Annotated in this window: 33 protein-coding genes, 1 tRNA gene and 1 pseudogene; 24 read left to right on the top strand and 11 right to left on the bottom strand. The window is 40.6% G+C overall.

Going from position 1 to position 26,681, the window contains the following annotated elements; translation table 11 throughout:
* The first annotated feature begins 312 nt into the window (after window positions 1-312).
* The 4 genes from ACFOU2_RS13215 (at window position 313) to ACFOU2_RS13230 (ending at window position 2,594) form a co-directional block, all read left to right on the top strand.
* Window positions 313-783 (top strand): CotO family spore coat protein, encoded by a 471-nt coding sequence (locus tag ACFOU2_RS13215; RefSeq protein WP_377915857.1) that lies wholly within the window; start codon window positions 313-315, stop codon window positions 781-783.
* Window positions 784-992: 209 nt separating this feature from the next.
* Window positions 993-1,328 (top strand): DUF1360 domain-containing protein, encoded by a 336-nt coding sequence (locus ACFOU2_RS13220; protein WP_377916392.1) that lies wholly within the window; start codon window positions 993-995, stop codon window positions 1,326-1,328.
* Between the two features lie 107 nt (window positions 1,329-1,435).
* Window positions 1,436-2,260: a dTDP-4-dehydrorhamnose reductase gene (gene rfbD / locus ACFOU2_RS13225; protein ID WP_377915859.1), complete on the top strand. Its 825-nt coding sequence runs from the start codon at window positions 1,436-1,438 to the stop codon at window positions 2,258-2,260.
* 145 nt (window positions 2,261-2,405) lie between these two features.
* Window positions 2,406-2,594: a PHP domain-containing protein gene (locus tag ACFOU2_RS13230; protein WP_377915861.1), complete on the top strand. Its 189-nt coding sequence runs from the start codon at window positions 2,406-2,408 to the stop codon at window positions 2,592-2,594.
* 413 nt (window positions 2,595-3,007) lie between these two features.
* Here ACFOU2_RS13230 and ACFOU2_RS13235 read toward each other — a convergent pair whose 3' ends face one another.
* Window positions 3,008-3,847, bottom strand: a complete 840-nt coding sequence (locus ACFOU2_RS13235) for a CgeB family protein (RefSeq protein ID WP_377916394.1) — start codon at window positions 3,845-3,847, stop codon at window positions 3,008-3,010.
* 119 nt (window positions 3,848-3,966) lie between these two features.
* Window positions 3,967-4,782, bottom strand: coding sequence for a hypothetical protein (locus ACFOU2_RS13240; protein ID WP_377915863.1), 816 nt, complete (start codon window positions 4,780-4,782; stop codon window positions 3,967-3,969).
* A gap of 118 nt (window positions 4,783-4,900) precedes the next feature.
* Between ACFOU2_RS13240 and ACFOU2_RS13245 the strand changes: the two genes are divergently transcribed.
* Window positions 4,901-5,479 carry a TetR/AcrR family transcriptional regulator gene (locus tag ACFOU2_RS13245; RefSeq protein WP_377915865.1) on the top strand — a complete coding sequence of 193 codons (579 nt, stop codon included), beginning with the start codon at window positions 4,901-4,903 and terminating at the stop codon, window positions 5,477-5,479.
* 4 nt (window positions 5,480-5,483) lie between these two features.
* Entirely contained in the window at window positions 5,484-5,915 is a 432-nt protein-coding gene (locus ACFOU2_RS13250; protein WP_377915867.1) for a DUF5367 family protein, read from the top strand.
* 221 nt (window positions 5,916-6,136) lie between these two features.
* On the opposite strand, the gene ACFOU2_RS13255 is transcribed toward ACFOU2_RS13250, so the two are convergent.
* Entirely contained in the window at window positions 6,137-6,838 is a 702-nt protein-coding gene (locus ACFOU2_RS13255; RefSeq protein WP_377915869.1) for a BMQ_0737 family morphogenetic spore coat protein, read from the bottom strand.
* 255 nt (window positions 6,839-7,093) lie between these two features.
* On the opposite strand from ACFOU2_RS13255, the gene ACFOU2_RS13260 reads away from it, so the two are divergent.
* The 11 genes from ACFOU2_RS13260 (at window position 7,094) to ACFOU2_RS13310 (ending at window position 14,001) form a co-directional block, all read left to right on the top strand.
* Window positions 7,094-7,522, top strand: coding sequence for a hypothetical protein (locus ACFOU2_RS13260; protein WP_377915871.1), 429 nt, complete (start codon window positions 7,094-7,096; stop codon window positions 7,520-7,522).
* Between the two features lie 746 nt (window positions 7,523-8,268).
* Window positions 8,269-8,709, top strand: coding sequence for a YhcN/YlaJ family sporulation lipoprotein (locus tag ACFOU2_RS13265; protein WP_377915873.1), 441 nt, complete (start codon window positions 8,269-8,271; stop codon window positions 8,707-8,709).
* A gap of 12 nt (window positions 8,710-8,721) precedes the next feature.
* Window positions 8,722-9,195 carry a stage V sporulation protein AC gene (gene spoVAC, locus ACFOU2_RS13270; protein WP_377915875.1) on the top strand — a complete coding sequence of 158 codons (474 nt, stop codon included), beginning with the start codon at window positions 8,722-8,724 and terminating at the stop codon, window positions 9,193-9,195.
* Complete coding sequence (gene spoVAD, locus ACFOU2_RS13275) at window positions 9,195-10,205, top strand: stage V sporulation protein AD (protein ID WP_377915877.1); 1,011 nt, start codon at window positions 9,195-9,197, stop codon at window positions 10,203-10,205. Before spoVAC ends, spoVAD begins: the two co-directional genes overlap by 1 nt.
* A 1-nt stretch (window position 10,206) precedes the next feature.
* Window positions 10,207-10,563, top strand: coding sequence for a stage V sporulation protein AE (gene spoVAE / locus ACFOU2_RS13280; protein ID WP_377915879.1), 357 nt, complete (start codon window positions 10,207-10,209; stop codon window positions 10,561-10,563).
* Between the two features lie 6 nt (window positions 10,564-10,569).
* Window positions 10,570-10,779, top strand: coding sequence for a DUF1657 domain-containing protein (locus ACFOU2_RS13285; protein WP_377915881.1), 210 nt, complete (start codon window positions 10,570-10,572; stop codon window positions 10,777-10,779).
* A gap of 17 nt (window positions 10,780-10,796) precedes the next feature.
* Entirely contained in the window at window positions 10,797-11,660 is an 864-nt protein-coding gene (locus ACFOU2_RS13290) for a DUF421 domain-containing protein (RefSeq protein WP_377915883.1), read from the top strand.
* Window positions 11,661-11,945: 285 nt separating this feature from the next.
* Complete coding sequence (gene bacA, locus ACFOU2_RS13295) at window positions 11,946-12,767, top strand: undecaprenyl-diphosphate phosphatase (RefSeq protein WP_377915885.1); 822 nt, start codon at window positions 11,946-11,948, stop codon at window positions 12,765-12,767.
* Between the two features lie 245 nt (window positions 12,768-13,012).
* A complete protein-coding gene (locus ACFOU2_RS13300) occupies window positions 13,013-13,198 on the top strand; it encodes a hypothetical protein (protein WP_377915887.1) in 186 nt (61 codons plus the stop codon).
* Between the two features lie 126 nt (window positions 13,199-13,324).
* Window positions 13,325-13,456, top strand: coding sequence for a YjcZ family sporulation protein (locus tag ACFOU2_RS13305; protein WP_377915889.1), 132 nt, complete (start codon window positions 13,325-13,327; stop codon window positions 13,454-13,456).
* Window positions 13,457-13,746: 290 nt separating this feature from the next.
* Window positions 13,747-14,001, top strand: a complete 255-nt coding sequence (locus ACFOU2_RS13310; RefSeq protein ID WP_377915891.1) for a stage VI sporulation protein F — start codon at window positions 13,747-13,749, stop codon at window positions 13,999-14,001.
* A gap of 72 nt (window positions 14,002-14,073) precedes the next feature.
* Here ACFOU2_RS13310 and ACFOU2_RS13315 read toward each other — a convergent pair whose 3' ends face one another.
* Window positions 14,074-16,410, bottom strand: coding sequence for an ATP-dependent helicase (locus ACFOU2_RS13315; RefSeq protein ID WP_377915893.1), 2,337 nt, complete (start codon window positions 16,408-16,410; stop codon window positions 14,074-14,076).
* A 219-nt stretch (window positions 16,411-16,629) separates the two neighbouring features.
* Between ACFOU2_RS13315 and ACFOU2_RS13320 the strand changes: the two genes are divergently transcribed.
* Entirely contained in the window at window positions 16,630-16,905 is a 276-nt protein-coding gene (locus ACFOU2_RS13320) for a hypothetical protein (RefSeq protein ID WP_377915895.1), read from the top strand.
* A 183-nt stretch (window positions 16,906-17,088) separates the two neighbouring features.
* Here ACFOU2_RS13320 and ACFOU2_RS13325 read toward each other — a convergent pair whose 3' ends face one another.
* From ACFOU2_RS13325 to ACFOU2_RS13340, 4 genes are all read right to left on the bottom strand, one after another.
* Window positions 17,089-17,766, bottom strand: a complete 678-nt coding sequence (locus ACFOU2_RS13325) for a DUF421 domain-containing protein (protein ID WP_377916396.1) — start codon at window positions 17,764-17,766, stop codon at window positions 17,089-17,091.
* A gap of 282 nt (window positions 17,767-18,048) precedes the next feature.
* Window positions 18,049-18,471: a GNAT family N-acetyltransferase gene (locus ACFOU2_RS13330; RefSeq protein WP_377915897.1), complete on the bottom strand. Its 423-nt coding sequence runs from the start codon at window positions 18,469-18,471 to the stop codon at window positions 18,049-18,051.
* 5 nt (window positions 18,472-18,476) lie between these two features.
* Complete coding sequence (locus tag ACFOU2_RS13335; protein ID WP_377915899.1) at window positions 18,477-18,989, bottom strand: YjcG family protein; 513 nt, start codon at window positions 18,987-18,989, stop codon at window positions 18,477-18,479.
* Between the two features lie 75 nt (window positions 18,990-19,064).
* Window positions 19,065-19,793, bottom strand: a complete 729-nt coding sequence (locus tag ACFOU2_RS13340; RefSeq protein ID WP_377915901.1) for an alpha/beta hydrolase — start codon at window positions 19,791-19,793, stop codon at window positions 19,065-19,067.
* A gap of 236 nt (window positions 19,794-20,029) precedes the next feature.
* Between ACFOU2_RS13340 and ACFOU2_RS13345 the strand changes: the two genes are divergently transcribed.
* The gene (locus ACFOU2_RS13345; protein ID WP_377916398.1) at window positions 20,030-20,563 is read left to right on the top strand and encodes a phosphatidylglycerophosphatase A family protein; all 534 of its coding nucleotides are present in this window, start codon (window positions 20,030-20,032) and stop codon (window positions 20,561-20,563) included.
* Window positions 20,564-20,590: 27 nt separating this feature from the next.
* Here the strand turns inward: ACFOU2_RS13345 and ACFOU2_RS13350 are convergent, their stop codons facing one another.
* On the bottom strand, window positions 20,591-21,079 hold the full coding sequence (locus ACFOU2_RS13350) for a GNAT family N-acetyltransferase (protein WP_377915903.1): 489 nt from the start codon (window positions 21,077-21,079) through the stop codon (window positions 20,591-20,593).
* 125 nt (window positions 21,080-21,204) lie between these two features.
* Here ACFOU2_RS13350 and ACFOU2_RS13355 point away from each other — a divergent pair, with 125 nt between their 5' ends.
* The gene (locus ACFOU2_RS13355; protein WP_377915905.1) at window positions 21,205-21,852 is read left to right on the top strand and encodes a hypothetical protein; all 648 of its coding nucleotides are present in this window, start codon (window positions 21,205-21,207) and stop codon (window positions 21,850-21,852) included.
* Between the two features lie 139 nt (window positions 21,853-21,991).
* On the opposite strand, the gene ACFOU2_RS13360 is transcribed toward ACFOU2_RS13355, so the two are convergent.
* A complete protein-coding gene (locus ACFOU2_RS13360; protein WP_377915907.1) occupies window positions 21,992-22,732 on the bottom strand; it encodes an arylamine N-acetyltransferase family protein in 741 nt (246 codons plus the stop codon).
* Between the two features lie 11 nt (window positions 22,733-22,743).
* Window positions 22,744-22,842, bottom strand: a pseudogene (locus ACFOU2_RS13365) (DsbA family oxidoreductase); the annotation flags it as partial.
* Window positions 22,843-22,976: 134 nt separating this feature from the next.
* On the opposite strand from ACFOU2_RS13365, the gene ACFOU2_RS13370 reads away from it, so the two are divergent.
* The 4 genes from ACFOU2_RS13370 to ACFOU2_RS13385 all read left to right on the top strand — a co-directional run bounded on the left by ACFOU2_RS13370 (window position 22,977) and on the right by ACFOU2_RS13385 (window position 26,251).
* Window positions 22,977-23,049: transfer RNA gene (locus ACFOU2_RS13370), tRNA-Val, on the top strand.
* A 338-nt stretch (window positions 23,050-23,387) separates the two neighbouring features.
* Window positions 23,388-23,651: a helix-turn-helix domain-containing protein gene (locus ACFOU2_RS13375; RefSeq protein ID WP_377915909.1), complete on the top strand. Its 264-nt coding sequence runs from the start codon at window positions 23,388-23,390 to the stop codon at window positions 23,649-23,651.
* A 757-nt stretch (window positions 23,652-24,408) separates the two neighbouring features.
* Entirely contained in the window at window positions 24,409-25,410 is a 1,002-nt protein-coding gene (locus ACFOU2_RS13380; RefSeq protein WP_377915911.1) for a LacI family DNA-binding transcriptional regulator, read from the top strand.
* Window positions 25,411-26,068: 658 nt separating this feature from the next.
* Window positions 26,069-26,251: a YolD-like family protein gene (locus tag ACFOU2_RS13385; protein ID WP_377915913.1), complete on the top strand. Its 183-nt coding sequence runs from the start codon at window positions 26,069-26,071 to the stop codon at window positions 26,249-26,251.
* Window positions 26,252-26,681: the final 430 nt, after the last annotated feature.

The following is a 26,681-nucleotide window of genomic DNA, read 5'->3' on the forward strand; positions in this document are numbered from 1 at the left end:
GGTCCAAACTGGTGTAAGGGAAGCCGCCACAACGACCCAAACCAGAAAGGAACGATTCTTTTATGAAACATAATCATTGATGAAGAGCAGGACGTGTTCCTGTGTGCAGCTGTCCATCTTTTAAAATAATCGGTTCATCGTGCTCCGTGATTGTTAAGGCCTTTTGGAGATAATATGCTGGATCAGTGACCGGCCGACTTTTTTTGTAATAGATGCATTTATTTCTATAAAAGTAAAAAAAAGAACAAGTTTGCTGTATAAGGGGCATACATTTTTAAGAGAGTGCTATCTGATCTATGGAGGGATGCTTCAATGAAAAGCTCAAGAACAAAAACGGAAGCAAATGCCCCGTTAATGTATATTGTACAGCCGGACATTAAACAGTCGACGCGGCCGATGCAGTCCTTTTTTAGTTCTAATGCTAAAAAGGATCAACAAGAAGAAGTGCCGGGGGAGACCGTAAGCAAGAAGCCGGAAACAAAAGAGGAACCCAATTTTTCTATTATTTCTTCCGTGAAAGAAGAGGAATTCGAAAAAGAGGAGCCGAAAAAGCCTCATAAAATGTTCCAGGAGATGTCAATTAAAGAAAAGGCTTCATTTCTCGTGCAGTTTCCCAAACACATGTCCCAGCCTATTTGTGATGTGATGACAAAAGAAAAAACGTATCGGGGAACGATCATTGAAGTGAATCCAGAAAAGCTTTCCATCATCACTCCGCCTCAAAAGGAACCCGTTTCGGTTCCGCTGCAAGCCGTCACACAAATTGCCATTATCAAAATTTGAGAGATGATAAAACTGAGTTGAAAGCTAACACGATGTTTAATCATTGCGTTAGCTTTTTTATGTTGGAAAACACCAACGGTCATGAAAGAAATTCAATGAACGAGTTTCAGAAAAAGGGTGGAGAACATATTGTATAGCAGATAAGGCTGATATCATCCTTTTTATTCGTTTGTTTTGCCTACAAACCAAAGGGTGGTGCAAAAATGGATATGACATGGTTTGAGCTTATCTTGTTTGTTCTAGCGACATTTCGTTTAACAAGACTCATTGTCTTTGACAAGATTACCTTGTTTTTACGTAAGCCTTTTCATGAAGTGGTGGAAGAAACACAAGAAGATGGAAGCGTTGTGACGTATTTGAACGTCCGCGGAACAGGGATACGCAAGTGGATTGGAGAATTACTCAGCTGTTATTGGTGTACGGGGATGTGGTGTGCCATTTTCCTTTATCTTGGATTTGTCTATATTCCTCATCTTACGTTGCCTGTTGTCACGATCCTTGCGATCGCAGGCGTAGCGGGTATTCTTGAGTCCCGTTTGGAATGAAGCTTTGCTTGAATAAGTTCACAGCCAGCATAGCTTAGGGGAAAAGAAATTCGTTATTGCTTGATATCACAAAACCATCAAAGACATACCAAAGGCAGGGGAAAAGCATGAGTGTAATGGTCACGGGGGCAAGCGGCCGGCTGGGAAAAGAGCTTGTTTCACGATTACGAGAATGTTATGAAGTGTATGCACTTACAAAAAAGGAACTCGATGTCACCAATAAAGAAAATGTGCATAATCTTTTACACAAGTTAAAACCGGCTTGCATTTTTCATTGCGCAGCCTATACAGATGTAGACGTTTGTGAAGATGAATATGAAAGAGCTTTTGAAATCAACAGCTTCGGTACTTTAAACATTGCAAAGGCAGCCAAAGAGGCTTTTGCCGATCTTGTTTATATAAGTACAGGCCATGTATTTGACGGTATGAAAAAGTCGCCTTATCTAGAAAAGGATAAACCCAATCCAATTAATGTGTACGGGGAGAGTAAACGGCTTGGAGAGCGTTTTGTACTGCTTGTCCATCCGGAAAGCTATGTGATCCGAACATCCTGGCTGTATGGGAAATCCAGTCACAATTTTGTTAACATGGTATTGGAAAAGGCAAAACAAGAAGAAGAAATTCGGGTGATTAATGATCAATTCGGCTCTCCTACTAATATCCAAGATCTGGCTGAAACGTTAACGACTGTTACAAAGTATCCATACGGAATCTATCATATTTCGAATGAAGGCTGCTGCAGCTGGTTTGAACTTGCCCAATACATTTATAAAAAAGCAGGGGTTGACCAAAGTTTAGTGGTTCCCGTTCCATCCGAGCCAGGTAAACTTCCCGCTAGAAGACCTGCCTATTCTGCTTTAGGAGGAAATGCCGATTTTCAAATGCGTTCCTGGAAAGAAGCTTTAAACGAGTATATACATGAGGCTTTGTGATGAGGTTGATCTGCAAGCAGTCTTTTTGATGTTTGCAGGTCAACTTCGAAGCTTTTCTTCTGCCATTGCATCATTTACAATAGACTAAAAACGTGTGGAAGTGTTCAATCCACACAAAATGCAATCGTCTAAGGGGAGAATTGATATGGATATTCGCCAAGCAGTAAAAGGCGGTGCCTATGATTTACATATGCATACGACGGCTTCGGATGGAGCACTATCACTGAGAGAAGTTGTACATAAAATGAAGCAATTGGGAAAAAGGACGATTGCCATTACCGACCACGATACAATGGCTGGAATAGAGGAAGCAGTGGCGGAGCAGCAGTATTAGCCCATCCAGCGGTCATTTCTAACCAAGCTATCATTGAAGAATTGTTAAAAATGGGGTTTGACGGAATCGAAGTGTATCACCCTCTTCATAACATTGATAATGAACGGCAATATATGAAATTAGCGCATCAATATAATTTGTTTTATACGGGGGGGGGCAGATTTCCACGAGTAAATAAACCCGCATAAAAAATTGACATGGGCAAAAAACGCCCATGTCAATTTTTTTAGGGAACTCTTGTAATCTCGTTCAAGATGAGAGAACAGAAAGGCGCGCATAGAAGAATGTTGAAAGAAGCTGAAAAATCAATTTGGGTATGATGGAGAGGAGTTTTTAGGAAAAAATAGATGATTGTCCTTCCCCAGAGGCTTTTGAGCCAGCCGCGTTTTTTGGCTGGGCGGTTAGTCATATGCTTAATGGAGATCACTTTGAACCGTTTCTATCATATAAGCAAGCCGATGTAAGAAGGTATGATAGTGTTTGGTTTTGTCAGCCGCTCTCCTGGCAATAGCGTTCCTTTCTTGATCAAGATCCATATAGTAAAAAAGCTTTTTCAATAAATCTTCTTCATCGTGAAAGGTGACAATGTCCCGGTCAGGCTCGAAGAATGGCGTGATTCCTTCAGAATGTTGAACGATTTGAAAAGCCTCACAGGCAGCGATGTCAAAGGTTCGATTATTGATGCTGCCATTTGGAATATTCAAGGAATTCTCATTCATTTCTTCTTTTGCATCCCGAAGTGTATTTAAATTCACTTTTGAACCGTTATAAAAATGAGCCGTTTTATATGGAGGGAACCAACCGTTAAAAAGATAAAGACGGGGTGTGTTTTTAATCATACCTTTCCAGCGCCCTACAACAGCAACGGTAAAAGGGGTGTCTTTTAAAATACGCTCAATGAGAGCGATTCGGTTCCTGTAAGGAAAGCCGATAAGAGAAATATCGTATTTTGGGGCCATATTTCTTGAGTGGAACACCCCATCATTTGTTCCGAGCGGGAGGTAGTATACGCGATGATGGCCGAGTTCTTCATACACAGAAACGGCCTGTTTCTCGATGGTAAAAATATAATCATACCAAGGAGCATATGTTTTGGTGCAATCAATATAATAAGGATCTTCAGTCAACCATACCAATGTTTTAATCCCTTGTTTTTGAATATAATGAAGCTTCTCAAGAGAGAATCGATCCCCAATCATGGTGAGCATTGTATCAGGCTGGAACGTAGAGATAGTTTGCTTAAGAATCTCCATGCTTTGCAAGGGGGGAACAACTTTAATAGGAATACTTAGATTATGGCATGACTGAACAATCCACTTATCAAAAAAAGTATAAATCCGTCTATGACCGGACGAAACATAAAGTAAACGTGTCATGGCGAAAAGTTTACCACTAATTTATTTAAGAATGGAACCCCGTCACGCCATTCATTTGTATAAAGATAGCCCTCCATTAAAAACGAGGGAAGATGGTCACCTTGATGAATACCAATTTGAAAGGAATCAAACGATAGTATACGATTTGGTTGAAGAACAGTGGTATGAATGGGCTTCAACCAGTACTCCCCGTCTTTTCGAATCTTTTCTTTCCAATTGGGATGAGCATATTCCCATTGTTCGGCACCAGATTCTTGCTCATACAAGGAGTCGGCATTCATTTTACCAGCTCCGGCAATCTTTCCGCTTAAATTCGCACTTAAAGGAGGTGTGATTTTTAAGCAAAGCAGCGGCGAATGGAGTTCTTTGTCCGTTTGATTTTTGATGACCGCATTCCCGACAATTACTGTGTCTTCTTCTTTTTCAGCCGGAATGACAACTGAATACATAAAGAAAGCGATGAGATCACTTTTGGCAAACTGTCTTTCTTTTATCTGAATGATGGGCTTTGGTGGCTCTTGGTGGGCCATCTTTTTCTTAAGATGCTTATTCATGAGCTTTTGTTCTGTCAGCTCGTTTGTTAATAAATTGATTTTTCGTTCTAACTCTTCGGTATCGACCTCTTTTTCCCAATAATCAATCATAGAAGTATGTTTATCACGCCAGAAAGCTGTATTTTCTTTTTCCTGTTGCAAGGCTTTTTCATAGTGTTTTATTTTTTGCTCATAATGGTTGAGTTCTGATTTATAGTAAATCAGTTTTTGTTTTAGTTGAAGGATATTGTCTGACGGAGGAATGGAGTTATTTTTCATTATTCAGTCTCCTTTCTGCCTACTTATATGTATGAAGAAAATGGGATTGTGTTTACCAAAAAAAGGATATATAATAAAGTTCAGTTAGTTAAATAACTAACTGAAAGGGGGGAAAGGATTGGCAAAACCCGGTGTGGTTTCTAAGAAAGAACTCATTCAATCGGCGAAGAAGTGTATTGCTGAAAAGGGAATCGACAAACTGACGTTAAAAGCGGTAGCTGAAGGAGCAAAGGTAACACAAGGAACCGTCTATTATCATTTTCGTACAAAAGAGCAGCTGCTGCTGCAAATTGTTGAGGACGTTTGTCAAGAATCATGGCAGAACGTTCAGCAGTCACCAACGGATCAAAGGCTGGAAAAAGCCTTGAATGGTGCTAAAGCAAGGTGCACAAAAGACGCTATATATCACTCTTTATTCTTCTCTCTCGTAGCGGCCGGTTTAACCCAGGATAAGATTAGGGAACGAATCGGAAAGCTCCTTCAGGAAGAAAATGAAGTTTTAACAAATCAGCTAAGTGAATCATGGAAAAGGTCTCCAATCAAAGGCATTTCATTCCGGGACTGGGGAACCTTAATGAATGCACTTATAGACGGCTTGGCGCTGCAGGCATTAATGAATCCTGATTTTTCTCCGGAACGAACGTATGAAGCGGTTGAAGCTTTAGTCCATTATCTACAAAAAGAGAAGGGAGAATAACGAAATGAAAGTTTTACTAGAGTGGTTTCTAGTGATTGCTTGGTCCATGATCATTTGGGCAGGAGCAACCTTGTTTTTTGTTTATGCCGGTCCTTATGTTTTAGTAGCAACTAGCTCTCCCCGATTTTTCTTGATATTTGTCGCATTAGAAGCGGTGACGGCACTTCTTATTTTTCTCGCTGTGTTTTTCTATATAAAAATAGATCGGTCGAAAAAGGCTGTTTTAAAATGCGGCATTGCCGGTTCGGCAGTAGGACTTTTTCTTGACACATTCTCCTTATGGAACCACTCTGCTTTGTTTTCCCGATTAGCCCACGACCAAATGATGTCTTTTACAATATGGATGTCTTTTGCCTACAGCTTATTTTTACTCATCCCCTCCCTCATGTATGTTCTTCAACAGAAGCGACTCAAAACACCGACCATCCAACAATAAACTTACCAAAAGCCAACCTTTCATTTCCTTTCTCTCAGGTTATGAAGGGGGTTTTTTTGTCCTTTTTAAGTGATGGTTGATTCGATTACCTAAAATGCCGCAAACCGTTCAGGGGAAATTTGGTTAACAAATATGAAAGGAAAGTGGAATGGAACAGGCATAGAAACGGAAAGAAAATAATAAAAAATAGAGGAGAAAGTTCTCCTCTATAAGTGAAGATCTTAGAAATCGTCGTCTTCTCCAGGGAATACATCCGGACATTGTGGAGGGATTTGACGAACATCGCAAATGTTGATTGGAAGCTCTTGGCGAGGGCGGCAGAAGCGTCCCTCCACTTCTACTTTTACAGTTGCCTCCATTTGAACATCTAAGCAGAATGTAAGTGAGACATCTAATTGCTGGAATTCATAATTGTCACAAATTAAGTGTGAATCGCATTCAAAGAATGTGATATGACCGACTACTTCGGTTCCTGGAGGGGCACACAAGAAGAACGTTTGAGCTACAGCAAATGGCTGAGGATCAGAGATACAAGTATCTCCATGTGCATCAGACACTTCGATGACAATGAATCCTTTTACTAATACTTTTACTTTTTGAAGAGTTACTCTTTCACCGTTTGGTAAAGTGGAAGTAACGCTTAAACGGCCATCTGGCTGAGCAATTTCTTCGATATCAACCGCAGGAGATGTAAGAGAGTCGATAGGATTTCCTTCGGAATCACTTAAGAAACACCTTGCAACAGTATGCTTGCCAAGAACTTTACATGGATCATCTTTTGAGCCTGAGGCTCCTTCACAATCGAAATTTAGCTTAGCTAAACCTCTGTTGCCTATGAAGCTCATTAAAGGTAAATCGACTTGACGGTTTACCCAATCATAAACTTTAGGCACGCGGATACAAAGATTTTCTAGATCATGCATGGTTTTACCTCCTAATCATAATTGTCCTTGTTCTGAGCCCTAAATCTAGGTATCGGACTAATATATTGTATGAATGACTATTATTTATGTGCCGTGACAGGAGCGGAATTTCTTAGCCCGTAACCGACAAGCAGGGCACTGAACAAAAGGAAAAAAGCTTAGTCATATCATATTCAAGCATTGACAAAATGTTAGCTGTCACATGGGGAATTTTCCTTCATAAGCTAATGATAGAATCCGAAAGGAGTGAGGCATGTGAGTGATAAAAAACTGAGTGAAGAAAGTTTGAAGAAATATATTGCCGCCTTAAAATCCCAACTTTCCTTTTATCGAGACAGGTGTTTGGAATTCCAGCAAAGAGAATGGAGAGAACAAGAATTGATTGAAGAAATGAAGGAATCATTGGAAAGACATAAACAAGAAAAGGTTGAACTTCTAGAGCAAATCGATCTCCTGAAATCATTTATCAATGATGTCTCCGCTATTAAAGATGGAAGGAGAAACAAAGAAATAGAAGAGGTGGAAAAAACAAGGGCACAAGTGGAGGAGACTTTAGTCAAAGAGACTGTATTCGAACAAGAGAACCATCATAGGAATAGAAATCGAGCTGGGAATGACTCCTGGTTCATGAGGGTATTACAGGAACAAAATGCAATTAGCAAACGTCATCATCCTCATAAATAAAGTACTCATATTCATTAATAGTACAGATAATAGAGCACGTACCTGCCAGGATGTGAATATGATGGAGTAGGGTGTCGTTTTTTAGAAAAGAGGTGGAACTTACATGACTTCCCATGATTCCTCTAAACATTCATCAAACGTATCTGAGGATAAACCTAAAAAAAGAAAACATTTCCAAAAAAAGTCACCATCCCATCCAACTGTGTATCAATCGTATCCCGCTCCAAGAAAAGCTCAATCAAGAGGCTGCGGCTGCAGCTCAAAACTGCCGAAGCGCTAAAAAGAATGGGAGTTTAGATGGATGAGAATTCTAAGAGGACTCTCATTCATCTAAACTGCTTCAGTATAAAACGGTAAAAATGATATAAGAAAAAACAGAAACAATCGTTTCTCCTCCCAATCATGATGGTAAGAGGAAAAACGATTTTTTAACGTATAGAAAAGCATAAATTTCGTGTTAAAGTTGTCCAGCTGCGGCCCCTGGCTCTTCCTGAGTTTTCGAAGAACAGGATGTTCAAACGCCGGCGTTGGTCACAGGGCGTGAGCGTTTTTAGCGGTAACTTGGCCCGTTCCACTTTTCTGATATTAGACCGTTTTGAAAATGAGACGTACAAAAGGCGAATCCATCTTATCAATAAACCTCCTTTTAATCGCCTTGCATGTTCTTTTGTTTCCCGCTCATAAAATGGCAGACAATGTACAACATAAAAGAAGAAGGATCATTTAAAGAAAAGGATGCGTTTTTCATGAAAAGATCAGTGATGTGGGCAGTGTCAGCGTCCCTTTTATTGTACGGCTGTCAGCAAGAAGCTGAAAGTTTAGCCCCAAAGAATGTCCTGCAAATTAATGCTTCCCATCAAAATCATCAACGAATTGAAACAAAGGCAGAAGAGAAAATGAGGACGTCCTTTCCGGAAATCAGGGATGTAGTCGCTGTTAAAGGGGAAAAGCATTTACTAGTGGCATATCAAATCAAACAGCTTAAACGTTTTCGTTCCAAGAAGATTGAAGGTGAAGTGAACAAAAAGCTGGAAAAAGAATTCCCAAACTATACGATCGTCGCGTCGGGTGATTTGAAAATCTTTTGGGAAGCCCAAAAGATTGCACGCAAAGAGAAGGATTTATCCGAACGAGAGATGAAAAAAAAGATTTTGAATCTGAAAAAGCTAAAAGATGAACAAACATAAAGAGGTAGAGCGATGAACAAAGACAGTCAATTTACACCTACACAACAACAATACCAACAATTGCAGCAAAAGTATGAAACGAAACGTCCTGTTTTAAAAAATTGTATTCGCGCTTTTTGGGTAGGCGGCCTTATTTGTGTGATCGGGCAAGCCATTTCCTATGCGTATATGTACTTCTTTAATTTTACAGAACAAACGGCCGGAAATCCAACCGTAGCGACAATGGTCTTTATCTCCATGCTCTTAACGGGATTTGGGGTGTATGACCGCCTGGCGCAATTTGCAGGAGCGGGCAGTGCCGTTCCGGTCACGGGTTTCGGAAATGCGGTCATTTCGGCCGCTATCGAACATAGAACAGAAGGGTTCGTACTTGGAGTGGGAGGAAATATCTTTAAACTGGCCGGTACAGTTATTATATTCGGTGTATTCTCAGCATTTGTTATAGCACTTGTTAAAACGATTTTAACTCAATGGGGCGGTTTGTGATGTTAAAAGGACAACAAACATGGGTATTTCAGCAAAAACCAGTGATTATTTCAACAGGAACCGCAGGAGGGCCATTTGAAGCTAATGGAAACATTGCGGATGATTTTGACATTTTACATGAAGATTTATGGTTGGGAAAAGATTCATATGAGCAAGCGCACCAGATGTTGCTCGAAAATGCAGTGGATAAAGCTTTGACAAAAGCTGCACTCAAAAAAGAGGACATTCAATTTTTCCTGGCGGGGGATTTAGTCAATCAAATAACTCCATCGAGTTTTGCTGCTCGGACTAATCAAATTCCTTACTTGGGGCTTTTTGGTGCCTGTTCGACGTCCATGGAAGGACTTGCTCTTGGTTCTTTCTTGGTCAATTACCAGGGAGCAAAACGCATTCTCACCGGAGCATCCAGTCATAACGCAGCGGTAGAAAAGCAATTTCGCTATCCAACCGAATACGGAGGGCAAAAGCCTCCGACCGCTCAGTGGACAGTAACCGGAGCAGGGGTTGCGGTTGTGGCCCAGCAAGGTTTGGGTCCTGTTGTCACAAGTGCCACCATCGGGCGTGTGGTGGATATGGGACTATCCGACCCTTTTAACATGGGAGGAGCGATGGCGCCTGCAGCGGTAGATACAATTATTACCCACTTGCATGATCGAGGAGTGTCCCCGGATTATTATGATCTTATCGTAACCGGGGATTTAGGAAAAATTGGACGGGAAGTCTCCCTTGAGCTTTTAAACGAGAAAGGGTATCCGGTAAGTGAAGAGAAATACCAGGACTGCGGTTTGATGATTTATAGAGAGGGTCAGCCTGTTTTAGCAGGAGCAAGCGGCGCGGGCTGTTCAGCAACGGTCTTGTATGGACATTTGCTCAACAAAATGAAAAAAGGGGAGATTCAGCGTTTGTTAGTCGTTGCGACGGGCGCCTTATTATCTCCGCTTTCGTTTCAGCAGAAAGAAACGATTCCATGTATTGCACATGCTGTATCAATTGAAGCAGGAGGGATGTAACATGGCGGCTACATTTTTTTGGGCATTTGTCGTTGGCGGGCTCATTTGTGTCATCGGCCAGCTCTTATTGGATGTGTTTAAATTAACACCTGCCCATATGCTTGCTGGTCTTGTGGTAGCAGGTGCCATATTGGATGGGTTTGGATTATATGAGCCTCTCATCGCATTTGCGGGGGCTGGAGCGACTGTTCCTATCACAAGTTTTGGAAATTCTCTTGTTCATGGCGCCTTGCAGGAAGCGGAGAAGCATGGCCTTGTCGGTGTATTGACGGGTATGTTCGAAGTAACGAGCTCGGGAATTTCAGCCGCCATTGTGTTTGGGTTTTTGGGCGCACTGCTGTTTAAACCGAAAGGATGAATAAGAATGACGATGTTTGGACAGGTGAAACAATGTTTTGTAAATGTAAAAAATATTCATGCCATGCTTCAGCAATACGACTTACAAGCCGATGGAGACGACACAAAGGCGGCTTTTCATGAAGCGGTAACGGAGACGGAAGACATCATACAGGAATTAAAAAAGCAGCTGCTTGAATTGGAACATGAACTTACAAGAGGGGTACGTTTTCATTAAGAACAAGGAGTTATGCTATGTCGGAATGGATGCAAATCGCAATTCGTTCAGTATCACTCATTGCCGGACTATTTGTCATTACAAAGCTGCTAGGGAAAAAGCAACTGTCCAAGTTGTCTTTTTTTGAATATATTGTCGGCATTACAGTTGGAGACATTGCCGGTACACTTTCGATGGATATTGAACTGAATATAATAAACGGTATGACAAGTATTTTAGTATGGACAATGGTTCCGCTCATTATCGCTCAGATTTCCCTAAAAAGTAAAGGATTTCGTAACTTTGTGGAAGGGAATTCAACGATATTCATTCAAGATGGCCGTGTGCTGGAGAAGAATTTAAGAAAAGAAAAGTATACAATAGATGAGCTGCTTGAGCAGCTTCGTAAAAAAGATGTCTTCCGTTTGGCCGATGTGGAATTTGCTACTTTAGAAGCAAACGGAGACTTGAGCGTATTGTTGAAAACGGAGAAGCAGCCCGTAACAGTCGAACAATTATTTACAAAGTATACACGTGAAAAAGAGCCGCAGACAGTCATTATGGATGGGGAAATCTTGGATGAGCCGCTGCAGAAGTCGGGTTACACAAGGCAATGGTTAAAAACGACCATCGAACAAAAGGGCTATGGCATCAGTGATGTATTTTTAGCGCAGATTGACAGCAAGGGAGAACTGTTTCTCGATTTATACGATGACCAGTTGCCGCTTCCGGAAGTGAAAGATGCCCAGCTTTTGCTCATTTCATTAAAAAAGTGCGAGGCAGAGCTGGAGTGGCTGTCCCTCAACTTCAAGGGAGAGCGAAGCTTTGTCTTTGAGAAACAAGCGCGTAAAGTAAGGAACATATTAAAAACGTTGACTCCCTTTTTAACACAACCGGAATAATTACGTTGAGGGTGTCTACTATCCCATAAGGAAGGACAGCTGAATTTAACCAGCTGTCCTTCCTTGTTTTTTATTGTGCCTTTTGTACCAATTCTTTCATAACAGCAGCAAACAGTTCTGTTATGAACAAGATGAATGTCATATTAAAAGGTACGATTAGTATCTCCCATTATAAATGATTCTTCTGCTTTGTGACGGTTTTGTTATATAAATGAAACTTGTCATTTTCTATTTTATAAGCTAAGATGTTTAAGTCAAACTATCATTTAAATTGGGGAAGATCATATGATTGATATTCTTGTAATGATTAAAGCATTTATTTTAGGATTAGTAGAAGGTTTAACGGAGTTTCTTCCTGTGTCATCAACAGGGCATTTAATTTTGGCAGATCACTTTTTACATTTTCGTCAGGGGCCGATTACTCCTGAAATAGCGGCGACGTTTGAAGTTGTCATACAGCTGGGATCCATTTTAGCAGTCGTCGTCTTTTTTTGGAAACGTCTTTGGTCAACGATTGATTTCCGTGAAGGAAAAGCTCGAAACAAGCTGAACATTTTTCACATTATCATTGGGATTTTGCCTGCGGGTGTATTGGGAGTGTTGTTTCAGAGTGATATCAAAGAAAAGCTGTTTGGCCCCACAACCGTTATTTATGCATTGATTGTCGGGGGTATTTTAATGCTTGTAGCAGAGTTGTACAGCCGTAAAACGACTCCTGCAACCGTGACCTTGGATCAGCTTACATATAAGCAGGCATTTGTCATCGGGTTGTTTCAATGCCTGGCTTTATGGCCTGGATTTTCCCGTTCTGGTTCAACGATTTCGGGCGGATTGTTTGTCCGTGCTTCCCATTCGGTAGCCGCAGAGTTTTCCTTTATTGTGGCCGTGCCGATTATGTTTGGAGCGACGGCATTGGATTTATATAAAAGTGCCCACTTCTTAACAATGGACTTGCTGCCTGTCTTTTTAACGGGAATGATTACGGCGTTTGTCGTTGCGCTTATTGCCATTGTTTCATTTTTAAAGCTTGTGTCACGTCTAAAACTTATTCCATTTGCCATTTATCGTTTTATCATTGCGATTGTACTTTTATTTTTCATCGCATAAAAAAGGACCTGCCGGTTTTTTGTTCCGGCGGGTCTTTTTTGTCTATAAAAAATATACATTACACGTTGAAATTGTCCGGCTGTACGAGCCAGCCTCTACGGTCATTTTCGAAGAACAGGATGTTCAAGCGTCGACGTTGGTCACAGGACGTGAGCGTTCTTAGCCGTAACTTGGCTCGCTCCGCTTTTCTGAAGTATAAGCACTGTTTTTTCAAAAGGGAATAGATTGTAAGAGAGGTGATGAGGATGCCGAGGTTTGGGAACGAATTTGAAAAATTTATTGAAACTCACATCATGGGAAAGCATAGGGAGCTTATGAAGCAGGAGGAACAAAATTTTCGAAGGATTTCGAAGGAGCTGGAGCGACTGGAAGATCAAGAAAAAATGATTCCAAATGTCGATGATTTTGATCTGCCTGATCCGTTTGATTGATGGTAATGGGGCGAATTGGTCTTCCGGGATAAGAGAAATATGCGGAAGAAATATGCATGCGCCCATACCATTAGAGGGACTTTATCATATTGTATTAGAGAAGAAGGTTAGAGGAGGTGCAAAAGCATGGGTTACGGATATTGCGGATACGGTTATGGTCCTTACGGTTACGGTGGCACTGGTTATGGAAGTGGTTTTGCGTTAATCGTAGTATTGTTCATTTTACTGATTATCGTTGGTGCAGCTTTCGTTTGCTAATACCCTGGAATCATTCCCTCCTGAAGTGTAGAACGAGCTAAAGAGTACGAGTGCTTGTCATTCGTACTTTCTTTGTTAGTCAGCTGTGCGATTCAGCTCCTGCGGTTATTTTCGCAGAATAGGGTGTTCAAGCGTCGACGTTGCTCACAGGACATGAGCATTCTTAGCGGCAACTTGGCTCATTTTGCTTTTCTCATTTTTGGACATAGGGGAATAGAAATGCAAGTAAATGTATCACCAGTTCAGGGGTGAGCACATACGATATATAAGCAAAAAAGGAGGGTGTCACCATGGATAACAACTTATTTAAAAACATTGAGAAAAAAACAGGTGTCAATATGAAAGACATTTTGGATCTGGCGAACTCTTTACAACATGCCAACTTCAAAGATGAAAATACGGTACGCGGTATTGTAAAACGTGTATCTGAAATCGCCAAAAAGCGGGTGTCGCAGGAAAAAGAAGATAAAATTGTTAAAGCCATTACAAAAAATGGAGATTCACTGGACTTTGGCACAATTGCTAAAATGTTGAATAACAAATAAATCTGTTTTCCAAACAGCCATCAGCAGTTCCTTCTGCTGATGGCTTTTATTTCATAAAGCGATTTAGCGAACTTATGTTGTGACAACTGGGCGTTTAAGCGATTTGGACAAAAACGGCTTAATAAACCGGGACGGATACGCGGTTTTGCCGCGCCTTGTTTCCAAAACGGATAAGTATAAGGACTGCTGGGCACGCGTCATGGCGACATATAATAAGCGCCGTTCCTCCTCAAGAGGGGCTTCATCCTCGTTGCGATAAGCTTCGAGTGCATAATCATGAGGCAGGCCTCCATCGACACAGCTTAACACGTATACATGTTTATATTCCAATCCTTTTGCTCGATGGATCGTGGAAAGTTGTACACTATCATGAAACTGCCTGCTGAGCTGTTTCATTTCTTTATTCATGGCCGTCATATGGTCTGCATGGTCTAAAAGCTCTGTCACCGTCTGAAATTTTTTGGCTACCACTTTCAAGTCGCGTACATCATCTGATCCTTTTTCCATGATGTTTCCTTCGTTGCCGCGCTTTTTCACAAAATCGTCAAAGCCCATGTCTTTTTCGATCGTTTCGAGTGCCGTAAGCGGTGATAAATTTTGAAGAGAGGCAAACAGCGGAACAATCTTCTTGAGCTTTTTCTGTTGAAACGGCTGCAAGTTCTCGAGAAACTTTAGTGCCTCAACAAGGGAGACGTCATTCAAAATGCTCAAGGCTTTTATATCGTTTAAGGCTGATTGTTTCAAAAATAGCGACATAAGTAAATCCTGAATGGCTTTCGTGTCATTTGGGTTGATGCTTAGCCGCAGGAAGGCCAGCATGCTGCGCACCATGCGGCGTTGATAAAAAGATTCAGCATCTTGTTCGACTGTAAACGGTAAATTCGACTGTGTCAATCGTTCAAACACGGCCCGTGAAGCGGAATGGGTTCTGTATAAAATCGCAAAATCAGAAGGGTGGGCACCTTGCTGAATCTTTTGTTTAATATCCGTTACGATCATCGTTGCCTCTTCCTCTTCATCGTAAGGGAAGAACACGATAGGATAAGCATTATTATCGAATTGGGCGAACATTTTTTTGTTCCGCCGTTCTTTGTTGCCGGCAATGACTTTATTGGCGGAAGCCACAATGTTATGAGCAGAACGGTAGTTTTCACTTAATGTGACGACCTTTGTGCCGGGAAAGTCGTGTTCAAAATTTAAAATAAATGAGGGATCACTACCGCGGAACGCATAGATGGATTGATCATCGTCCCCGACTGCGCATAAATTTTTCGATTCCGCACTCAGCATTTTCATGATTTCATATTGCACCTTATTAATATCCTGAAATTCATCGATCAAGAAATAACCCAGCCGTTCTTGATAGCGTGCAAGAAGAGAAGGGTTCTCTTTTAACATCGTATAGCATCCATACAGCATGTCATCAAAATCAAACATCTTTTCTTTTCGTTTTCTCTCTTCATAATGCTTGTATAAATAATGGACTTGTTCTTCCCACTGACTGGAAGGTCTTACATCGCGTACACCTGTCAATGTATTTTTCCAATAGCTGATTTGCTGCAGAGCCTGATCATAAGCAAACTCACGCTCCTCCAAATGCAGCTCTCGGCCTGCTTCTTTGACGATTTGTTCTTTTTGCCACTCCCATTTAAGAAGACGGTCCATGTTCCAAACCTGCGGCTGGAAATGGGCGATCATTTTATAAAAAATACTATGGAAGGTACCTGCAATGAGCTTTTTGATAATGGCTCCCGACATAAATGGATAATGAAGCAAACGCTGTTTCATTTCTTTTGCTGCTTTGGCTGTAAAGGTCACAAGCATAATAGAACCGGGATCAATTTGTTGTTCTTGAATCATATAAGCGGTACGGGCGGTCAACACTCTCGTTTTTCCGCTTCCCGCACCCGCTAAAATAAGCAGCGGTCCTTCTGTGGTGGTGACCGCTTCCCACTGATGGGTATCTAACGTAATCCCTCTTTCTTGAAGAGATTGGATATAGGAAGACGTATCGGGCATTGTCGTAAAAACCCGCTTTTTAAAAGAAGGAAGAAGCTCAATGGAAATTGAATTTTTCCATTGCATGGAATTTTTATGAGATTGCGCCTGAATGTTACGTGATTTAGGAAGACGAAATCCGTTTCGTTCCACATACTCCTCTTGCGTATTCATATCCGTTTGCGAACGTATTTCCGTAACCTCATGTCCTTCACATTCTATTCGAATATGCGGAATTGTCGCATGATAAAAATGAGGAGGCTGTTCAATACCCAGGTATAAACGCACCTGTTCACCACACTGTTCACAGGTTACCTCTCCCCTTAGACCGGTTTCATAGATAAATTGGTATTGCTCGCGTCCAAGAAGAGCCAAATCTATTTTCTTCTTTTTATATACTGCATGTTTCATCAATGATGTCCCCCTCCTTTCCTCTATTGAGTAGACAAAATGTGAAAAATTGAGAGATAAAAGTGGTTTTCCCTATCATGAACGTAAAAATTTTTTCGTTAAACAGTCAAAAACTATCATATCAAAACGTATCTTATAGTAAAAGACCTCGAAAAATTGTTTGAAAATCAAGATATAAAAGGTAAAGAAGTTGAAGAGAGCATAAAGGAGGAGAAAAACATGGGTTATATCTTACCGATTCATCATGAACAATATACTCAATATGCTAATCGAACGGTTCCTGTTAAGCATCAATATCAAAAGTTTTCAAGTGTCATGAAGACAAAAATCGAGTCTAAGTTAAACAGTCCGCATACACCTTTTGACTTTGCTCGCGATCATGGTGTAAAAGTGGAAAAAACGTTATCGAAGCGAAAAGCTTACACAAGGGAAAAAGTAGAAGAAATGTTTGCGCAACTGACCGGAAAAGGCCGGTTAATCAATGAAACGATTTAGTAGGAATCTTGGGAAAATAAAAAGTATCCTTCGTGAACAGCCTGAAGGATACAGCAAAGAAACATTCATACATATAGTTTGCGAGATGCACGGCATTATTGTTGTTTTGAACAGCGATTAGTGCGTATGCCGTGCAGCTGTTTTGGAAGTGAAGCAAACTGCCCCCCTATGGGTAAATCCTCTCTAATATTTCTCTACATGCAAGGAATCTCCATCCTCCCATTCGGCGTACATGACCTGGGAGTAGTTACGGATTCCTTTTTTGTGCAGCTCTTTTTGCAGCCATGTTTCATCAAACCCGCTTTCTTTTAAGTTTTCCTTTAATAGCTGTCCGTCACTGATGAAGGTAATGGGGAGGACAGGCTGTTTATTGGGCATTTTATGATCAGCCTTTGTAGGAGACGCATAATCAGACTTTTTTAACACGCTCACGGTTCCGTCTGTTTCTAAAATGGCATACTCCACTTCGCGAATAGAAAAGGCATCCTTTGCCCGCAACAAGTGTTGAAGCTGACTAATATCCAAATGATTTTTCTTCATCTCTTTATAACGAATTCTCCCTTTGTGGATGATGATAGCCGGCCTTCCTTCTAAAAGGGAGCGGACCCTCAAGTTTTTTTGTGTTAAAATCTCTGTACCGAACATTAAAACCCCCCAGAACACGACCGCAAATAAAATGTCTGTCAACCCGGTTTTATGATCATACAACGCATTTCCCACAAGTTCCCCGAGGACGAGAGCTGAAATAAAATCGAATGTCGTAATTTGGGTAATGGTCATTTTGCCAAGCAGCTTCGTTAATAAAAACAAGCTGATGAAACCAACGAACAACTCAACCCCAATACGTACAAAATCCATAATCATTCTCCTAAACTAAGTAGTTACTATATAGCTTTGTACGTAATAGCTATTTTTATGACGAATAAAAAAAAGAAAAAGAGGGTATGTGAAAACCAACTGCTTTTGTGGTTTTCACATACCCTCACGTATGGATCGTCATGAAATGACAGTAAAATGAACGGTTAATATGACAACCCATTTTTAAAAATTTTTCTTATATAAGAAAGCCTAGATTGCATGTTGGAATTGTCTAGCTCCGCTTTTCAAAAACTGGATTTGACCTTTGCGGGTCAGTGTTGTCACTTACAATTCTTTTACCATCGTGACATGCGGAATTCCTGCATCCAAAAATTCCCCGGACACGGTTTTGTAGCCGAGTTTTTCATAAAAACCTTCTGCATGTGTTTGGGCATTCAACTTTAGTTTATGAAGATCCTTCCCGTGGGCGAGGTTCTCCATCTCCATCATAATGATTTTCCCGGCTCCGCTTTTACGGTGAGAAGGCATGACACAGATACGTTCCACTTTTCCATATCCATCCACTACGCGAAAACGGCCGGCTCCTACCGGTTGCTGTTCATCGTATAGCACAACATGAACAGCTTCATCTTCAAACTGATCGATTTCTTCTTCAAGAGGAACTTGCTGTTCTTCCACAAATACTTGTTTGCGAACATAAAATGCATCTTGAAGTTCTTGTTCTGTGGCAACTACTTTAATATTCAATGACATTATTCCTTTCCAAAAAGAAATGTTTCATAAACTGTCCATGTCTCATTTTCTAATTGATACATTAAGTGGAAGCGATCCACTACTTCGCTGTGTGATACATCGACAAGCTTTAATTGGCTGTATACATCAAGGTGCTCATCATCCGATAGACCTTGGCCAATTGTAATGTGCGGCACAAAGGAATAAGGAGTTTGCTGCTCAAGTGAACCGCTGTGTAAGTTACGATATAAAGCTTCGAGTTCTTCATTTTTCTCTATTTTAAAATAAAGAACATTATTTACAGGAGAGAAGGAGCTCACTTTTGTCACGTGTAGCCCAAACGGTTTTGTATTTTTGGCAACCCTGGTCAGCTCTTTTGCAATTTCCGTTACTTCGCTTTCTGACGCTTCAAATACTTCTTTTAGCGTAAGATGCGGCGCAATCAAGGCATAATGCTTATCATAGCGTTTACGGTAAGCATTTGCTGCATCTTGCAATTTTTTTGATGGAAATATAACAACCCCAAATTTCATCGAGTTTCCCTCCTCAAAGTATGTGAATTAAACTAATTATAACAAATTTTCTAAAAACAATATAATGAAAAAACATTAGATGGACAGCATGCTGCTCAATGCCCTTTTTAAATCAGGCTGCCAGTATGTCCAGGAGTGGTTTCCCGCAAACTCCTCATATAAAACGTTAAATCGTTTTTCATCCAGTAAGCGGTGGAGTTCACGGTTTGGCGTTAAAAAATCGCATATGGTCCCATTTGTCAACCGGACGCCCGTTTCTTGCTGCCCGATTATATGGTACATCTCAAGCAGTGAAGGATGTTTAAACGCTTTTACTTGATCCAGCAAATGATCATTAACAAACGGTGACTGCATAATGACCTTTCCAAACGTATGAGGATATGTAAGAGCCGCTTTTAATGAGACCGTGCCTGCGAGCGAATCTCCCATTAAAATGCGCGATTGCCCCATTTGATATGTGGGATACCGGGAATCTAAAAAAGGAACGAGTTCATGGGCTAAAAAACGAATATAAACATTTTGTTTAGCCCCGTCCGGGTGATATTTCTCCCTCCGATCTTCGATGGATCGATAAGGGATCCCCACAAATATCGTGTTGGGAATACTGCCTTGATCCAACAGGTGCTCGATTAGACGCGGCATTCGGCCCAGTGTGTAATAATCCTGGCCGTCTTGTGCAAGCAGTAACGAATATTTATAAAGCGGCGAAAAGGAAGCGGGCAAATAAACGATTAACGAAATGGTTTCATCTAATTCAGCACTGTAAAATGAAAGTTCCTCTGTTTGTCCAATCTTTTTCTCCATGTAAACCCCCACCGTTTGAAAGCGTTATCTTTATTTTAGCACAACTAAAAAGTCAATGTCTGTCTGAAAAAAGTCTTGTTTGTAAATTGATTGTTGTGTGAAATAACAATTGTATACTAATTATTAATATTTTCTTAATTTCTCGTAAAAAGCAAGGCGGGGCAGTTGGCATGAAAGAAAACATGTGTCATGCTAGAAATAACGACAGAGGAAAAGGGGAGAGCGAAATGAGCGAAATGATGGAAAAAACATTTGTACCAAGTAAAGATGTATTAGAAGCGACGTTAACTTTATTAGAAGAACGCGGTGTGGCCATTTGGGATATTGCAGAAATTGTTTACGAAATGCAAGCCCCTTATAATGAAGGGTTAACGGTAAAAGAATGTGCCGAGAGTGTAGAACGGGTGCTGCAAAAACGTGAAATTCAGCACGCGCTTTTAGTCGGTATTGAGTTGGACAAGCTTGCTGAACAAAAGAAATTATCCGAACCGCTGCAATCCATTGTAGAGCAGGACGAGGGCCTGTTCGGCGTGGATGAAACCATTGCACTTGGGGCGGTTTTAACATACGGAAGCATCGGCGTTACGACATTCGGTCATTTAGATAAATGTAAAATCGGGATTATTCATAAATTGAATGAGAAAAAAGAAAATTGTGTGCACACATTTCTTGATGATTTAGTGGCAAGTGTAGCGGCAAGTGCCGCAAGTCGCATTGCCCACCGCTATCGTGACGAGTTGGAGCGAAATGAAGAACCGCTGGCAAAATAAGAAATGAAAAGGAGGAGGCCTTTCGATTCAGCCCCCTCTTTTTAATGGCAAATGCATCAGAACACTTACCGGCTCCATGCCTTGTTTTTCATAAAAGCGGATGGCGCGCTTATTGAAATGCCAAACATTCAGCTGAAGAAAATCAGCTTTCTTTTTTTGCGCCCATTTTTTCGTTTGCTCGAATAACCCCAAAGCAATGCCCAGCCCATGGTATTCCTTTTTGACTCCAAAAAAATCAATGAAGGCACTGCAGCGCTCTTCTCCTCCTGAAGGAGAGGACGTGTAATAAAGCTGGGCAAATGAGTAACCGATAATGTACCCATTCAGCTCGGCCACGATGACAACATTGGAGGGGCTGGAAACATACGATTGAAACGTATACGGGGGCATCGATACCTGGTCTGCGGGAAACATATCCGGCACTGCCTCTGTATGCAGCTGATCAGCCTCCCTTAACACAAATAAAATTCCGTTATAATCATAAATGTTTGCTTTGCGATATAATACTCCCATCATTCTAACCCGCCTCGAATTTTGTGTGCTTCTTCATCATATGCAGTATGGATGTCAATGGTTTGCTGCATAAAATCAAGAGGAGGATTTCATACTAAGAAAAAAGTGTAAACGGAGGATGAATTCGGGTGAAAAAGGGATGGATTTTTGTCATGGCTGCCTTCTTGTTTGCTCAGCCTGCTTCAGTCGGAGCGAGTGAAATGGCCAACATTCCCAATCAGCATATTTCCTTGCATGCAGACGGGCAAGGGAACCGTTATCAAGGTTTTGAGCTGCACATTGGGAACAGAAAAATGGCATTTCCGGAGTGGTCAAGCACCAATATGGTGAATGCGAAGCCAAAGATGCAGACGATCGATGTGGACCATGATGGAGTGGAGGAAGTGATCGTACTGCTTCCGAAAAAACGGGATAAAGCCCTTTATTTAAATGAACCGAAAATATTGAAGATCCATGAAAACGGGGAACAAGTTGTGGAAGAAATTTTCGTCAACGATGCGCGGACGGTTTTGCTTCAACAAGTGAAATATTATAAGAAAAAGGGAGATTTTCATGTACAGCTAAATGGTAAAGATGTGCTGAAACTGGAAAATGAATCACAGCCCCCCAAGCTGTCTGTTGAGTCGTTTGTTGTTTATGAGGTAAAAGGCGATCAATTATTGGCTAAAGCTTTACTAAAAAATGCCAAAGGGGAGTATTTAGGAACATTTCAAGTCGACTACGAATTTAAAGATACGACGATGGAACCGGCCAGACTATCATTTATCAGACATTAGAGGATGACCCAGCATACCACTTGGGTCATCCTCTTGGAAGGACGCGTCATGAAAATCCTGCAAAACCAAGGGATTCGGTGAGGGGTCCTTTCATTAAGAATCATTTTTCGTGATTTATTGAGAAAATGGGACTTTAATATTATAAGGAGATATGAAAATGTGTTTGGAGCAGAGCGGGAATGTCTTTTTCGCTCACTTCTTGCTTCTCTTTTTTCTCACCGTTCGTTATCGTTAAAGTAACACCTGACAATGTAATCCGTCCCGTTTTTGTTGCGATGGTCGTCAAGTTCGTTTTCGTAAACGGTGAGTGGGGGGATATTTGGTTGAATTCACACATCGGAGCAAATTGCTCAAGCAGCTTTTCTTCGATGGTAAAGCGGTATTTGGTTTTCCAGCCGTTTTCATGTTTTTGCAAGTCATACGTGATATCATCCAATTGATGAACGCGATACACTCCGCTCACATCTTCGACCGTTTCACCGGTTAATGGAATCGGCTTACGGACAGAATCACCAAACCCGACATCAGTAAGGTAAGGCTGATCAAGATGCACAAGGGTGGTCGCATGGCTCTCTTTCAGCGCCCAAGATCCGTCTTCTTTTTGAACCGTCCCTGCAATTAAATGGGCTTTAAACCCAAGTTCTGTTAGCAGCCAGCAAAACAAACTGTTCAGCTCATAGCAAAACCCTCCGCGATGGCGTTCCGCAATCTTTTCATAAAACCGTGTCATATCTAATACAATCGGTGTTTTGTACATAACATCCAAATTTTCAAAAGGGATTTGAAGCATGTGCTGCTCCTGCAAATAACGTAAATAGTCAAGGGTGACATCGTTTCTCTTTTCGGCGTGAAACCGCGCCAAATATACCTCTTTGCTCATGAACATTTCTCCTCTACATCCTTTCCTTTCACGGCCTCTTTCGATGGTGCCTCCCCGACAAAACAAAACGGGGACACAAAATCAGAATACATGCGAATCTTAACAGTTATAATGCTCTTCCTTAGGTTTTCACTAAGGATAGTGTAACAAATACGAATATGTATTTTCTATTTCGATAAACTGAAAAAGAGGATTGACATGGGGCCAGTCCATACATATAATAATATCAGTGACATAATATTACGATTCCGTAGCTCAGCTGGGAGAGCGCTACCTTGACAGGGTAGAGGTCGCTGGTTCGAACCCAGTCGGAATCATTACGCTGTAAGAAGCCCGTAATGACGGGCTTTTTCGTTTAGATTAACCGTTGGGATTACGTAAAAAGTGTGGCGGTCCCTAGCGGAAAAGAATGGCGCCCTCTTATATTCAACCGGATATAAGGGGGCGTTTTTATTTTGTCTAAAATTCGACAATCAAAAAGGCGCGCAAAATTATTCCGCAAATACTACAACACAGATAGAGATAGAGATAGAGATAGAGCGACTCACTGTTGGGATGATCTTTTCGACGTGTACGTACTTGCTAAAGAAGCAGAAGGACTAGCGAAAGGGACACTTCGGAATAAGAAAGATTACTATACACTAAGCTTATCAGCGTGCTCAAAACTTTATCCCGTTACGCCTGCAAAATCGTTGGCGCAGCGTTCTTAAAGGTGGATACCATCGCTCAGCTAACCGAGATTGCTAAGCGTACTGTTCAACGTGCATTAAAGCTACTGGAATCTTACGGTGTGATTGAACGCCGGGCAACGGTCAGAAAGGGCGGCGGCAACGGCCACAATGTCTATTTTATCGTTTGTGGTATCGGGCTATTATTGCTCATCGACGCAAAGGTGTTAACAAACCGGTCGAGGATTTAGTGAGCGATGTAATCAGTGCGTTTAAAGAGACGATATTTTCGCAGAAGATCGGTAAAGTGATGTCGACATTTAACGGCTATTTCTAGCGCATATTAAAGGCGAAGATGGCGGTGATTAGGCAAAATCCAATTCATTACTATGTACTATATCCGCCATTAACTGACAATACGTTATTTCAGAAAATTCTACTCGTTTAATCTACCGGTGAAAGCAAAAAAAGAAGCAACGCATACAAAGTGCGTCACTCCTTTTTTGGAAAAACATATGGTTACAGGGCTAACTCAATTAGCTAGAGAAAAAAATTGATTGCATTTATATAATACAACATTCGCTGAAATATGATAATATGCCTAGTTGATTTTATCTATTCTGAATTGGAATCGCTGTTATTCATTGTGTGAATTATGTGCAGACTGCTTAAGAAGAAAGCCGTCATTTTTCCGCAAATTGAGTTCCGAAAACTTCCGATTTAGTGCGGCATAGTGCAACGTAAACACTATACGCTGCTTTACATTTTTCCTACACGATGCACAAGATAGACATGCGCCGGAAACTTTCGACACGTTTTGTTTTTCCATACCGATCACACACCTCGTATAGAGTCATAGTATCAGTATGTCCAAGATTTAGAGGTCAATTGCAATCGTCTTGAAGGTTTTGCACCAGAACCGAAAATTCTCTAAAAGAGAGTTGAAATCTAAATTGTAATCGATTACAATAAATTCACAGATAAATAAAAGGAAAAGAGAGTCGTCAAATGGTGAGAATTAAAGATGTGGCAAAAAAGGCAAATGTTTCTACTGCTACAGTATCGAGAGTGTTAAGTAAGCCTGACACTGTAAAAGAAGAAACAATCGAAAAAGTAAGAGAAGCAATTAGAGAATTAAACTATCAGCCGAATGTATTAGCCCGTCAGCTAAGAAGGTCAGAAACAAAAACCATCCTAGTCGTTGTCCCGGATATTACGAACACCTTCTTTTCTAAGGTCCTAAGAGGGATAGAGTCTGTAGCGGTGGCAAACGGATATCAGGTTCTGCTTGTGGATGCGGGCAATGGTGTCGAAGATGAAAACGGGTACTTAAACATACTCCGCCAAAAAAAAGCGGATGGGCTGGTTTTACTAACAGCAAGAATGGAATCGAAGATAGTAGAAGACATGGCTCTCGAATATCCAGTAGTCCTTGCATGTGAATATATAGAAGGCTCAAACATTCCGACCGTTTCCATTGATAATGTGAGTGGTGCTCGAAAGGCAACCGAACATTTGATTAATCTGGGGCATAAGAGAATAGGGTTTATATCGGGCCCTCTCGGTGGTGTGTTGGGACAGGATCGATTAAAGGGATATTGCCAGGCGATGGCTCAGTACAATCTTATGGTTGAGCCCATTTTGGTACAAGAAGGCGATTTCTCTTATGAAAGCGGTTTTAATATGATGATGAAATTTTTAGCTCTTAACAATCCCCCGACAGCAGTATTTGTGGCTAATGATGAAATGGCTTTTGGAGTCCTAAAAGCTGCAAAGTCAAAGGGATTACGTGTTCCTCATGATCTTTCGGTTATGGGATTTGACGATATAAAATTTTCATCCATTATTGAACCAGCTCTCACAACTATTGAGCAGCCGGCTTTTGAGATAGGGACCAAAGCAATGGAATTACTGTTAAGATTAATGAATAAGGAAGAAGTAGAGAAAAATCAATATATATTAGAGGATCGACTGATTATACGGGATTCGTGCTCTAAACGTATTTTATAAGAAGATAAAACCTCCTTTTGGAAGTGCAACAAATTACCTTTCAAGAAAAAATAAGGGTAAATCTTCTTTTATAACAGATTGTAATCGGTTACATCTCTTATTAATCGTGAGTTCCTTACAATTAATAGGATTCCAGCATGGTTCTGAGGCAAAAATCATTTGAGAGAAACATAGAGTGTCAGTATCTTCTAAATAGTTTTGGTGCAAATATTAAGGTTCTATTTTTCTAACAAATTATGCTTGTACTAGAGCTAGAGCCAATAGAAGAATCCCCAGATTAAAATTTACAGATTGTTCAAATATTGTTGTAAACGCTTACTGATCTTTGGTATATAGAAAAGTACATGAACCCATACCTTAAGGTTATGTCCTCTTTCTGCAATTTTTCATAACCAGTCAATTATTTAAATATATTTGTTTATATAGATCGATTTAGAAAATTCGACCTGACCAAAGAACGGCCATGCCAAATTTTCTAGACCTAAGCGGCTGGCACCCCCCTTGCGGGGTTGGCGCCAACCGCATAGGTGAACCCTTGAGGGCGAATTCAAGTTGTCTGGATCACCGATTGTGATGCCTCTTGATTGAATGAAGATGTGTCGAGTTATTAAGTGGAATATATATAGATAAACCATTAGTGAGAAAGGAAGATAAATAAATGATCTTAAAAGAATTAACAAAAAACCGTATCATTACCATTAATTATTATCAGAACGGATCGTTACAAACATGCAAGGGTCGTGTCAGCAATCTTAATCTAGATCAGCAAACCCTTTCTTTAAAAGATGAACAGCAAAAGGTTTTCTCCATTCGTTTATCAGGTATTAAGGCCATTCATTAATTACTTTCTTTGAGTAGAAATAAGAATAAATGCTTAAACTAAGTATATAAAATATTAAAAATTTTATAAAATAGTTGAAATACCTAATGTAATCGATTACAATAATTTCATAAAGGATGTACTAACTATAAAAAGAAAAGATAATCATAAAATGGTAAGAATTAAAGGTGTGTCTAAAAAGGGGAATGCTTCCACTAAAATAAGGATTCGTTTTCTTTTTATAGTTCAATGTAATCGGTTACAATTTTCTTGGGCGATTCCAACTTTATGACTCTTGAGTTTATTGCCATTTTAAGGAGGATGGGATCGATCCTTCATCAATCACCCAATGATAAAAATTATCCGAAAACGGAGGAGAAACAATGAAATTAGGATATCAAACAAATACATGGGGCGGAGTAGTAGGACACCCTGCAGGAGTCACTTCGAT

Source organism: Bacillus songklensis (genome assembly GCF_042649685.1).
GTDB lineage: Bacteria > Bacillota > Bacilli > Bacillales > Bacillaceae_H > Bacillus_BA > Bacillus_BA songklensis.